The 13704-nt window shown below is 46.7% G+C and carries 8 protein-coding genes; all 8 read left to right on the top strand.

All coding sequences use genetic code 11. The features are described from left to right. Nucleotides 1-16: 16 nt before the first annotated feature. On the top strand, nt 17-2635 hold the full coding sequence (gene alaS / locus BQ7997_RS18575) for an alanine--tRNA ligase (RefSeq protein ID WP_073347613.1): 2619 nt from the start codon (nt 17-19) through the stop codon (nt 2633-2635). 175 nt (nt 2636-2810) lie between these two features. Continuing rightward, nucleotides 2811-5048: a GH92 family glycosyl hydrolase gene (locus BQ7997_RS18570; protein ID WP_073347612.1), complete on the top strand. Its 2238-nt coding sequence runs from the start codon at nt 2811-2813 to the stop codon at nt 5046-5048. Between the two features lie 29 nt (nt 5049-5077). Further along, entirely contained in the window at nt 5078-5635 is a 558-nt protein-coding gene (locus tag BQ7997_RS18565) for an RNA polymerase sigma-70 factor (protein ID WP_073348450.1), read from the top strand. A gap of 34 nt (nt 5636-5669) precedes the next feature. Further along, on the top strand, nt 5670-6677 hold the full coding sequence (locus BQ7997_RS18560; protein ID WP_044653319.1) for a FecR family protein: 1008 nt from the start codon (nt 5670-5672) through the stop codon (nt 6675-6677). A 42-nt stretch (nt 6678-6719) separates the two neighbouring features. Then, on the top strand, nt 6720-8999 hold the full coding sequence (locus tag BQ7997_RS18555; RefSeq protein WP_073348449.1) for a GH92 family glycosyl hydrolase: 2280 nt from the start codon (nt 6720-6722) through the stop codon (nt 8997-8999). Beyond that, nucleotides 8996-11266: a GH92 family glycosyl hydrolase gene (locus BQ7997_RS18550; protein WP_073347611.1), complete on the top strand. Its 2271-nt coding sequence runs from the start codon at nt 8996-8998 to the stop codon at nt 11264-11266. The genes BQ7997_RS18555 and BQ7997_RS18550 overlap by 4 nt, the downstream gene beginning before the upstream one ends. 188 nt (nt 11267-11454) lie before the next feature. Then, nucleotides 11455-13032: an ATP-binding protein gene (locus tag BQ7997_RS18545; RefSeq protein ID WP_073347610.1), complete on the top strand. Its 1578-nt coding sequence runs from the start codon at nt 11455-11457 to the stop codon at nt 13030-13032. 26 nt (nt 13033-13058) lie between these two features. Beyond that, the gene (locus BQ7997_RS18540) at nt 13059-13493 is read left to right on the top strand and encodes a DUF6078 family protein (RefSeq protein ID WP_073347609.1); all 435 of its coding nucleotides are present in this window, start codon (nt 13059-13061) and stop codon (nt 13491-13493) included. Nucleotides 13494-13704 lie beyond the last annotated feature (211 nt).

The following is a 13704-nucleotide window of genomic DNA, read 5'->3' as shown; positions in this document are numbered from 1 at the left end:
TAGATATATAGAAGATATGTTGACTGCAAAAGAAATCAGAGATTCATTCAAGAATTTCTTCGAGTCGAAAGGACACCACATCGTTCCGTCGGCTCCCATGGTGATAAAAGACGACCCTACCCTGATGTTTACCAACGCGGGTATGAACCAGTTTAAAGATATTATTTTGGGTAACCACCCGGCGAAATACCAAAGAGTCGCGGACTCTCAGAAATGCTTGCGCGTAAGCGGAAAGCACAATGACCTGGAAGAAGTAGGACACGATACATACCACCACACCATGTTCGAGATGCTCGGCAACTGGTCATTCGGTGACTACTTCAAGAAAGAAGCCATCAACTGGGCTTGGGAATATCTGGTAGACGTATTGAAACTGAATCCGGAACATCTTTACGCCACCGTATTCGAAGGAAGCCCCGAAGAAGGACTGAGCCGTGACGACGAAGCCGCTTCTTACTGGGAACAATTCCTGCCGAAAGACCATATCATCAATGGTAACAAACACGACAACTTTTGGGAGATGGGTGATACAGGCCCTTGTGGACCTTGTTCCGAAATCCACATCGACCTTCGTCCGGCAGAAGAACGTGCCAAAATCTCTGGTCGTGACCTCGTAAACCATGACCATCCGCAGGTGATTGAAATCTGGAACCTTGTGTTCATGCAATACAACCGTAAGGCAGACGGCTCTCTCGAACCGCTTCCTGCCAAAGTGATCGACACCGGTATGGGATTCGAACGCTTGTGCATGGCATTGCAAGGCAAGACTTCCAATTACGATACAGACGTGTTCCAGCCGATGCTGAAAGCTATCGCAGCCATGTCAAACACGGAATACGGAAAAGACAAGCAGCAGGACATCGCCATGCGCGTGATTGCCGACCATATCCGTACGATTGCTTTCTCTATCACAGACGGTCAGTTGCCGTCCAACGCCAAAGCGGGTTATGTAATCCGTCGTATCCTTCGCCGTGCCGTTCGTTACGGATATACGTTCCTCGGACAGAAACAGGCGTTCATGTACAAACTGCTGCCCGTGCTTATCGACAACATGGGAGACGCTTATCCTGAACTGATTGCACAAAAGACACTGATTGAAAAAGTAATCAAGGAAGAAGAAGAATCATTCCTGCGCACACTGGAGACAGGTATCCGCTTGCTCGACAAGACCATGGAAGATACGAAAGCGGCAGGAAAGACAGAAATCAGCGGTAAAGACGCCTTTACCTTATATGATACATTCGGTTTCCCGCTCGACCTGACAGAATTGATTCTCCGCGAAAACGGAATGACTGTCAACATCGAGGAGTTCAACGAAGAAATGCAGCAGCAGAAACAGCGTGCCCGCAATGCTGCCGCCATCGAAACAGGTGACTGGATTACGCTGAAAGAAGGAACAACCGAATTCGTCGGTTACGACTATACAGAATACGAGGCTTCCATCCTTCGCTATCGTCAAATCAAGCAGAAGAACCAGACATTGTATCAGATTGTACTTGACTATACTCCGTTCTATGCGGAAAGCGGTGGTCAGGTAGGTGATACCGGTGTATTGGTAAGCGAGTTCGAGACGATTGAAGTAGTGGACACCAAGAAAGAAAACAACCTTCCGATACATATTACCAAAAAGTTGCCCGAACATCCGGAAGCTCCGATGATGGCTTGTGTAGACACCGACAAACGTGCTGCCTGTGCAGCCAACCACTCGGCAACCCACTTGCTGGATGCTGCCCTGCGTGAAGTCCTGGGTGAACATATCGAGCAGAAAGGTTCATTGGTGACACCGGATTCATTACGTTTCGACTTCTCCCACTTCCAGAAAGTGACTGACGAAGAGCTCCGCAAAGTAGAACATATCGTTAACGCAAGAATCCGCGCTAATATTCCTCTGAAAGAATATCGCAATATTCCTATCGAGGAAGCCAAGGAACTGGGCGCTATCGCTCTTTTCGGTGAAAAGTATGGCGACAAAGTACGTGTTATCCAGTTCGGTTCTTCTATCGAATTCTGCGGTGGTACGCACGTGGCTGCAACCGGAAATATCGGTATGGTGAAAATCATGTCGGAAAGTTCAGTCGCTGCCGGTGTCCGCCGTATCGAAGCATATACCGGAGCACGCGTAGAGGAATTGTTGGACACTATCCAAGATACACTTAGTGACTTGAAAGCTCTCTTCAACAATGCTCCTGACTTGGGTATTGCTATCCGCAAATATATTGACGAAAACGCAGGACTGAAGAAACAGGTGGAAGACTTCATGAAAGAAAAGGAAGCTGCCCTGAAAGAAAGACTATTGAAGAATATACAGGAAGTTCACGGTGTCAAAGTTATCAAGTTCTGTTCTCCGCTACCGGCAGAAGTAGTGAAGAACATCGCTTTCCAACTTCGTGGCGAGATTACAGAAAACCTGTTCTTCGTAGCCGGAAGCATAGACAACGGCAAGCCGATGCTGACAGTGATGCTGAGTGACAACCTGGTAGCAACCGGTCTAAAAGCAGGTAATCTGGTGAAAGAAGCTGCCAAACTGATTCAAGGTGGCGGTGGCGGTCAGCCTCACTTCGCTACTGCCGGCGGTAAGAATGCCGACGGATTGAATGCGGCAGTCGAAAAGGTACTGGAACTCGCAGGAATCTAAGAGTTAATAAATTAAAAGAAAAAGCGTGTCTCAAGGTAGAAACTACTTTAAGACACGCTTTTTTCATGTCCAATCCGCCAGTATGTCACATTTTTTTCTACCTTTGCAAACAGATTAATTATTTTTCTTATCCTTCAAATAACTAAAATAAGTAATCACTAATACCTGAAGAATGATGAGAACATCTATTTATCTATGCCTGCTGTTAACCTGCATGCTAATTTCTTGTACCCCTACACAAGAAAAACACGAAACAGATTACACGTCTTATGTAAATCCATTTATCGGAACAGACTTCACCGGAAACACCTATCCGGGTGCCCAAGCCCCTTTCGGCATGGTACAACTCAGCCCTGACAACGGGCTTCCCGGTTGGGATCGTATCTCCGGCTATTTCTATCCGGACAGCACAATTGCCGGATTCAGCCACACGCACCTCTCCGGCACAGGAGCAGGAGATTTATACGACATCTCCTTTATGCCTGTCACCCTGCCTTATAAAGAAGCGGAAGCTCCGCTGGGCATCCACTCCAAATTCTCCCATGAGGATGAGAGTGCCTACGCCGGCTACTATCAAGTGCGCTTGAAAGACTACAATATCAATGTCGAACTGACCGCAACCGAACGCTGTGGCATCCAGCGTTACACCTTCCCCGAAGCCCAATCGGCCATCTTCCTAAACTTGAAGAAAGCTATGAACTGGGATTTCACCAACGACTCACATATCGAAGTGGTAGACTCCGTCACCATCCAAGGCTACCGCTTCTCCAACGGGTGGGCACGCGACCAGCACATCTACTTCCGCACCCGCTTCTCCCGTCCTTTTGAGAAAATGGAGTTAGATACTACTGCCATCATCAAAGACAACAGACGCATCGGCACAGCCGTCATCGCCCGCTTCGACTTCAACACCAAGGAAGGCGAACAGATTCTCGTAAACACAGCTATTTCCGGCACAAGCATGGAAGGCGCAGCCAAGAACCTGCAAGCTGAAGTGCCCGAAAACGATTTCGACAAATACCTCGCCAAAACGAAAGCAAACTGGAACCGGCAACTCGGAAAGATTGAAATAAAAGGCGACAACGAGGACGACAAAGTCAAGTTCTATACCGCTCTCTATCATTCCATGATTGCTCCTACCATTTACAGCGACGTAGACGGAGCCTATTACGGCCCCGACAAGAAAGTGCATCAGGCTGACGGTTGGGTAAATTATAGTACTTTCTCCCTGTGGGATACGTATCGTGCCGCCCATCCGCTCTTCACCTACACCGATCCGGAACGTGTCAACGACATGGTGAAATCCTTCATCGCCTTCTACGAACAGAACGGACGCCTGCCCGTATGGAATTTCTACGGAAGTGAAACGGATATGATGATCGGTTACCACGCCGTCCCTGTCATCGTAGACGCCTACCTGAAAGGCATCGGCGACTTTGACGCAGAAAAAGCATTGGACGCCTGTGTAGCAACCGCCAACCTCGACAACTACCGCGGCATCGGACTCTACAAGGAACTGGGATACATCCCCTACAACGTGACCGACCACTACAACGCTGAAAACTGGTCATTATCCAAAACGCTGGAATATGCCTTTGACGATTACTGCATTGCCGAAATGGCCAAGAAGATGGGTAAGCAAGACATTGCAGACGCATTCTACAAACGTTCCCAAAACTATAAGAACGTCTATAACCCCGCAACATCTTTCATGCAACCACGGGATGACAAAGGTAACTTTATTAAAGATTTCAAGGCGGATGACTATACACCGCATATTTGTGAAAGCAACGGATGGCAGTATTTCTGGTCGGTGCAGCATGATGTTGACGGGCTGATAGACCTTACAGGGGGTAAAAACAGATTTGCCGAAAAGCTGGACAGCATGTTCACTTATCATCCGGCAGCAGACGCAGAACTTCCGCTTTTCAGTACGGGAATGATCGGTCAATACGCGCACGGCAACGAACCGAGCCATCACGTCATCTACCTGTACAACTCGATAGGATTCAATGACCGGACTCAATATTACGTGGCAAAAGTAATGAACGAACTTTACAGGAACGAACCTGCCGGCCTTTGCGGAAACGAAGACTGCGGACAAATGTCTGCATGGTACGTATTCAGCGCGATGGGATTCTATCCGGTCAATCCGGTCAGCGGAGAGTACGAAATAGGTACTCCCCTATTCCCCGAAATGCAGTTGCATCTTGCCAATGGCAAGACTTTCACCATACTTGCGCCTGATGTAAATAAGAAGAATATCTATATACAATCAATCAAAGTAAACGGTCAGCCATACGACAAAACGTACATCACCCATGAACAAATCATGAGTGGAGCCACCGTGGAATTTGAAATGGGCGACACCCCAAAAACAATCGGAGTCATATTTGAGGAGCAAAAACCTTGAGTGTACCTGAACTAATATCTATCGAGAGAATGAATGAAAACTTCGATGTAACTTACAAAACATTATTTCGCAAGTACTACCCCAGCCTCATCTTCTATGCCACCCGCCTGGTAGGAGAAGAAGAAGCGGAAGACGTGGTGCAGGATGTATTTGTGGAACTATGGAGACGGAAAGACAATATAGAGATAGGCGACCAGATTCAGGCCTTTCTCTATCGTGCCGTCTACACCCGCGCCCTCAATGTCTTGAAACATCGCAACGTGGAAGACGGCTACTGTGCCGCCATGGAAGAAATCAACCAAAGGCGTGCAGAGTTTTACCAACCGGACAACAACGAGGTTATCCGGCGGATTGAAGACAGAGAGCTCCGCAAGGAAATCTACGACGCAATCAATGAATTGCCGGACAAATGCAAAGAAGTATTCAAGCTAAGCTATCTGCACGAAATGAAAAACAAGGAGATAGCCGATGCCCTCGGCGTTTCACTCCGTACGGTAGAAGCTCATATGTACAAGGCCCTGAAGTACTTGCGTAGTCGTCTCGACCCGCTTTGGATAATTCTTTTCTTATTTTTATGGGGAGATTGATAAGTGTTTTTGTATTCTGAATTGTATTATTAATATGAAGGAGAAGAAAATGAGTAATCTGAGTGAAGATATAATCAACAAATATCTGACAGGACAGTGTTCCGAAGAAGAACTCATCGAAGTCAATACTTGGATGAAGGAATCGGAAGAAAATGCCCGTCAGTTATTCCGCATGGAAGAAATTTATCATTTGGGTAAGTTCGACCAATATGCCGACGGCCGACGGATGAACCGTGCGGAAAAACGGCTTTACAGGAAGCTGGACGAAGAGAAAGGAAAACAGAACAAGATACGGCGTATGCATCGCTGGATGAGGTACGCGGCTGCCGTTGTCGTGCTATTGGCTATAGGTGGCGGAGCCGGATACTGGTTCTATCAGAATGGAACCGGGCAGGAGATGATGGTTGCCGTCGCCAACGAAGGCATCGTGAAAGAAGTTGTCCTTCCGGACGGCACCAAAGTCTGGCTGAACAATTCGGCAACTTTAAAATATCCGCGTGAGTTTTCCGAAAAAGAACGCAATGTGCATCTGGAAGGAGAAGCTTACTTTGAAGTAACGAAAAACCGCCACAAGCCGTTCACCGTGCAAAGTGACGCCATGCGCGTACGCGTATTGGGAACGACGTTCAACTTCAAATGTGACAAACGCTGCCGGATAGCCGAAGCGACATTGATTGAAGGCGAAATCGAAGTGAAAGGCAACAAGGAAGAAGGACAAATCATCCTTGCTCCCGGACAACGTGCGGAGTTGAACAAGAACAACGGACGATTGACCGTGAAGCAAGTGGATGCCAAGATGGACGCCGTATGGCATAACAACCTGATTCCTTTCCAAAAAGCAGATATATTCACTATCACCAAAGCTTTGGAACGTTTTTATGACGTGAAGATTATCCTGTCTCCCGACATCCGGCCGGACAAGACTTACTCCGGCGTACTGAAACGGAAGTCGGACATCGAATCCGTGTTGAAATCATTGCAGAACTCCATACCTATTGATTATAAAATTGTCGGAAGCAACATCTTTATTTCTCCCAAATAAGAAATAAAAGGCAATCCGATGAAACTAAAAGCTATTGATACCATGAAATTGAAAACATTCCTGATAGTAGGATGTTTAGGAGGATTATTCACACTCAGCTCCTGCACAGCCCCCACTAATGTAAAAGACTACAGTGCTTATGTCAACCCTTTCATCGGAACCGGTGGACACGGGCACACTTTTCCCGGAGCAGTAGTGCCCCACGGCATGATTCAGCCCAGTCCCGACACACGGATTGACGGATGGGATGCCTGTTCAGGTTATTATTATGCAGACTCCACCATCAACGGTTTCTCCCATACACACGTCAGCGGCACAGGTTGTTGCGACTACGGGGATGTGCTGCTCATGCCCACCGTCGGCAAACAGCTATATCTGACGACCGACCCCCAAAGTCAGACACTGGCTTATGCTTCTTCTTTCTCTCACGAGAATGAGACGGCAGAGCCGGGGTATTATTCAGTTTTTCTGGACACTTATCAGGTAAAAGCTGAAATATCGGCTACGAAACGTGGGGCTATCCACCGTTATACTTTCCCCGAAAGTACCGAATCAGGCTTTATCATTGATTTGGATTACAGTCTGCAACGACAGACCAACTCGGAGATGGAAATCGAAGTTATCAGTGACACGGAAATCTGCGGACATAAGAAAACGACTTATTGGGCTTTCGACCAATATATCAATTTCTACGCCAAATTCTCCAAGCCGTTCTCTTATACATTGATTACGGACTCCATCACCATGGACGATGGCAAACGGCTTCCTGTCTGCAAAGCGCTATTACATTTCGACACGAAGAAAGATGAACAAGTATTGGTCAAAGTAGGTGTTTCCGCCGTCGACATAGCGGGTGCACGCAAGAATGTCGAATCGGAAATCTCCGGATGGGATTTTGATAAGGTACGCAAAGACGCACGCACTGCATGGAACCAATATCTGTCGAAAATAGATATTACGACTTCCGACAAGGAAGATAAAACCATCTTCTACTCCGCTCTCTATCACACGGGAATCAGTCCGAACCTGTTCACCGACGCGGACGGACGTTATTTGGGGATGGATCTCGAAGTGCATCAGGGAGACACTGTCAATCCTGTATATACGGTATTCTCATTGTGGGACACCTTCCGTGCATTGCATCCGTTAATGACGATTATCGATCCCGAACTGAACAATCAGTTTATCAATTCACTGATAAAGAAACATCAGGAAGGTGGAATATATCCGATGTGGGATTTGGCTTCCAACTATACCGGTACTATGATCGGCTATCATGCCGTCCCCGTCATAGTGGATGCTTATATGAAAGGCTACCGCAACTTCGACGCTAAAGAAGCCTACAAAGGCTGTCTGCGTGCAGCCGAATATGATACTACCGGCATCAAATGCCCGGACTTGGTACTGCCCCACCTCATGCCGAAAGCGAAATATTACAAGAATGCCATCGGCTATATCCCTTGCGACCGTGAAAATGAATCGGTCGCCAAAGCTCTTGAGTATGCATACGACGACTGGTGCATCTCTATCTTCGCGGAAGCAATGAACGATTTTGAATCCAAGGCCAAATATGAACGTTTTGCCAAAGCATATGAATTCTACTTCGACAAGTCAACCCGCTTCATGCGTGGACTTGACTCGAAAGGTGAATGGCGTACGCCGTTCAATCCGCGTGCATCGACTCACCGCAGTGATGATTACTGTGAAGGAACGGCTTGGCAATGGACTTGGTTTGTACCTCACGATGTAGAAGGACTGGTCAATCTGATGGGTGGCGAAGATGCATTCGTCCAGAAACTCGATTCTTTGTTTGCAGCCGACTCATCGCTCGAAGGTGAAACGACCTCATCGGACATCAGCGGACTTATCGGTCAATACGCGCACGGCAACGAGCCGAGCCATCACGTGATTCATCTGTACAACTACGTAAACCGCCCGTGGAGAACTCAGGAACTGGTGGACAGTGTTTACCGCAGCCAGTATGCCAACAGTGTGGGCGGGCTATCCGGTAACGAGGATTGTGGCCAGATGTCCGCATGGTATATACTCAACTCTATGGGATTCTATCAGGTATGTCCGGGCAAACCGGTATATTCTATCGGACGTCCCGCTTTCGATAAAGCGGTCATCAATCTGCCTGCCGGAAAAACATTCAGTATTGTAGTAAAGAATAACTCTAAAAAGAATAAATACATCGAAAGCATATCACTGAACGGGAAGTCTTTGGATACCCCATTCTTCAGCCATCAGGATCTGGCGAACGGCGGAACAATGGAAATCAGAATGACCGACAAACCTAATTACAAAACACATATACCATGAAAAGAATAGTATTAATAGCATGTGTGCTTGGTTGCACACTCTTTGCCAAGGCCAAAGACTGGACACAGTATGTCAACCCGCTAATGGGCTCGCAGTCTACCTTCGAGTTATCAACAGGTAATACGTATCCGGCCATCGCCCGCCCTTGGGGAATGAACTTCTGGACTCCCCAAACAGGGAAAATGGGAGACGGATGGCAATATACTTATACAGCCAACAAGATTCGTGGTTTCAAGCAGACTCACCAACCCAGTCCGTGGATTAATGATTACGGACAGTTTTCTATCATGCCGATAGTCGGCACACCTGTGTTTGATGAAGAAAAACGTGCCAGTTGGTTTGCTCATAAAGGCGAGACTGCCACTCCTTACTACTATAAAGTATATCTTGCAGAGCATGATGTAGTGACAGAAATGGTTCCGACGGAACGTGCCGTCCTTTTCCGTTTCACTTTCCCCGAAAACGTTCATTCTTATGTCGTGGTGGATGCTTTCGACAAAGGTTCATATGTCAAAGTGATTCCCGAAGAAAATAAGATTATCGGTTATACCACCCGCAATAGTGGCGGAGTTCCCGAAAACTTCAAGAACTACTTCATCATTGAATTTGACAAGCCCTTCACTTACAAAGCTACGGTAGCCAACGGCAACCTGCAAGAGAACGTTGCCGAACAGACTACCGACCATGCCGGAGCCATTATCGGTTTCCAGACACGCAAAGGCGAACAGGTACATGCCCGAATCGCTTCTTCTTTCATCAGCTTTGAACAAGCGGCTGTCAATATGAAAGAACTGGGTAAAGACAATATCGAGCAACTGGCTAAGAAGGGGAAAGAAGCCTGGAATCAGGTATTAGGAAAGATAGAAGTAGAAGGTGGCAATCTCGACCAATACCGTACATTCTATTCCTGTCTGTATCGTTCGTTGCTTTTCCCGCGCAAGTTCTACGAACTGGACGCTGCCGGGCAACCGGTTCATTACAGCCCGTACAACGGTCAGGTTCTGCCGGGATATATGTACACCGATACAGGTTTCTGGGATACTTTCCGTTGTCTGTTTCCGTTGTTGAACCTGATGTACCCGTCGGTCAACAAGGAAATGCAGGAAGGACTTATCAATACATATAAAGAAAGCGGATTCTTCCCTGAATGGGCAAGTCCGGGACACAGAGGTTGCATGGTCGGCAATAACTCCGCTTCTATCCTGGTAGACGCTTATATGAAAGGCGTGAAAGTGGACGATGTAAAGACTTTGTATGAAGGATTGATTCACGGCACGGAGAATGTACACCCCGAAGTCTCTTCAACAGGACGCTTGGGACATGAATATTACAACAAACTGGGCTATGTCCCCTATGATGTAAAAATCAACGAGAACGCCGCCCGTACATTGGAATATGCATACAACGACTGGTGTATCTACAAACTCGCCAAAGAACTGAAACGTCCGAAAAAGGAAATCAACCTCTTTGCCAAACGTGCCATGAACTACAAGAACCTTTTCGACAAAGAATCCAAACTGATGCGCGGCCGCAACGAGGACGGTACTTTCCAGTCACCATTCTCTCCTCTGAAATGGGGGGATGCTTTCACCGAAGGAAACAGCTGGCACTACACCTGGTCTGTATTCCACGACCCTCAGGGACTTATCGACCTGATGGGTGGGAAAGACATGTTTATCACAATGATGGACTCCGTATTTGCCGTACCACCAGTTTTTGACGACAGCTACTACGGACAGGTGATTCACGAAATCCGTGAAATGACTGTCATGAACATGGGTAACTATGCACATGGCAACCAGCCTATCCAACACATGATTTACCTGTATGACTATGCCGGTCAACCTTGGAAAGCCCAATACTGGCTGCGTCAAGTTATGGACAGAATGTACACTCCGGGCCCGGACGGTTATTGCGGTGACGAAGACAACGGGCAGACTTCCGCCTGGTATGTATTCTCGGCATTAGGCTTCTACCCTGTCTGCCCGGGAACAGACGAATATATAGTAGGCGCCCCATTATTCAAGAAAGCAACTCTTCATTTTGAGAACGGCAACAGTTTAGTGATTGATGCTCCGAACAACAGCAAAAAGAACTTCTATGTCAACTCGTTGAATGTCAACGGAACTGATTACACCAAGAATTATCTTCGCCACGAAGACTTATTCAAAGGTGGCACTATCAAGGTAGATATGGGTAACCGACCGAATAAGGACAGAGGAACGAAAGAAGAGGATATGCCTTATTCTTTTTCCAAAGAGCAATAATCCTTTCTCCATAAATACATAGCTAAAACATTGCCGGAATCCATCTCATTTCTCGCTGAGGTGGTTTCCGGCAATTTCAGTCTACCTCCTGTTTATTGCGGACATCATCTACATAAAAATTCCTCAATTATCTTCTGTGACAGAATATTCTTCGTATCTTTGTTTTAGTTTCTATTATAAAAGCAGAGATTATGAGCAAACTTTATCCTATCGGTATCCAAAACTTTGAAAGCCTCCGAAAAGATGGCTACTACTATGTAGACAAAACGGAGATAATCTACAATCTAGCAAAAACCGGACGTTATTACTTCCTCAGCCGTCCCCGTCGTTTTGGCAAAAGCTTGTTAATTTCCACCCTCGAAGCTTACTTTCAAGGGAAAAAGGAACTCTTTACCGGACTGGCAATGGAAAAACTGGAAAAAGACTGGATTACCTATCCCATCCTGCACTTAGATTTAAACACCGAAAACTACAGTATCCCCCAAAACCTGGAACTGAAGTTAGAACGTGCCCTATCCGCTTGGGAACAGCTCTATGGAAGCGACCCCGCCGAAAAATCATTAGCGTCACGATTTGAAGGAATCATTCAACGGGCATACGAAAAAACGGGCCAACGTGTAGTTATCCTCGTTGACGAATATGACAAGCCCATGCTTCAGGCTATCGGCGACGAGGCGTTGCAAACGGCTTACCGCAATACGCTGAAAGGGTTCTACGGAGCACTGAAAAGCAAAGACGGCTGCATCCGTTTCGGGATATTGACGGGAGTGACCAAATTCAGCAAGGTCAGCGTATTCAGTGACCTGAACAATCTGGACGACATATCAATGTGGAACGAATATATCGAAATCTGCGGCATCAGTGATCGGGAACTGGAGATAAACTTCAAGGATGACCTGCACGAACTGGCGGATGCAAACGGAATGACCTACGAAGCTACCCGCGAGAAAGTAAAACAATATTATGACGGTTATCACTTCACGCACAACTCCATCGGCATGTACAACCCTTTCAGCCTGCTCCATACATTCAAGCGGAAAGAGTTCGGCAGCTACTGGTTTGCTACGGGTACGCCCACGTATCTCGTCACCCTGCTGCAAAATCACAACTACGACCTTACCCATATCACTCACGAAGAAACATCGGTCGATGTATTGGACGGAATAGACAGTGCGGATACCGATCCCATCCCAGTAATTTATCAAAGCGGTTATCTGACCATAAAGGGTTACGATGCCCGTTTCGGGACTTACCGCCTTGGTTTTCCTAACCGTGAAGTAGAGGAAGGGTTCGTCAGGTTCCTTCTCCCATTCTACGCGAATGTAAGCACAAGCAAGTCCGCATTCGAAATAGGAAAGTTCGTGAAAGAAATAGAGCAGGGAGACTACAACTGTTTCTTCCGCCGTTTGCAAAGTTTCTTTGCCGATACTCCTTATGAAACAATTACCGGTCACACCAAGAATAAAGAACGTGAACTAGAACTGCACTATCAGAATGTACTTTTCATCGTCTTCAAACTGATGGGATTCTACACAAAAGTGGAATATCATACGAACGAAGGACGTATCGACCTCGTATTGCAAACAGACCAATATATCTACATTATGGAATTCAAGCTGAACGGCACTGCGGAAGAGGCTCTGCAACAAATTAAAGAAAAACATTATGCCCTCCCATTCGAAACTGATTCTCGAAAGTTACTTCGGATAGGAGTAAACTTCTCCAGCAAAACAAGAAATATTGAGAAGTGGCTGGCGGAAGATTAACATATTTGATTAAACAACCTATAATCATGGAAGAAAAAATAGACTTCGAAAAAGTCCCTTACCAGTATCCGATGTGTCTCAACCGACAATGCCTCAAAGCAAGCACCTGTCTGAGACAAATCACCGAACAAAGCGTACCGGAAAATATCAAACATTGGATTATCGTCAGTCCCAAACATTTGGCAAGCATAGAAGGGAATTGCCCTTACTATCGTTCCAACAAAAAAATACAATATGCCAAAGGATTCATCGGAATGCTGGAGAATCTTCCCTACAAACAGATGCAAACCGTCATCCTACATCTAATGAGCTACTTCGGCCGTAGAACCTATTACCGCTCACGCAAAGGCGAACGCCTTCTCTCCCTTTCCGAACAACAACACGTATTGAATATCCTCAAGAACTGCGGCGTCTCCACCCCGCAACAGTTTGATGCATATGTCGAAGACTACGACTGGTAACAGTATCTCCTGATTGACATAACCGTCACATCCGGACGACATAACCGTTACATCCGAAGGAAACGATTGTCACATCCTATCGACACAAGTGTCACATAGGGATGAAACGACTGTGCCAACGGCTTGGCACAGTAATGACACCTTGGTGGCACAGTTGTGCCAAGCCGTTGGCACAAACGTTAGTCAAGGCAGTAGTGTGTTATATAAACCG

The sequence above is a fragment of the Bacteroides congonensis genome (genome assembly GCF_900130125.1).
Taxonomy (GTDB): Bacteria; Bacteroidota; Bacteroidia; order Bacteroidales; family Bacteroidaceae; genus Bacteroides; species Bacteroides congonensis.
Note: the sequence above shows the minus strand (reverse complement) of the source record. Positions and strands in the feature narration are given on the sequence as shown.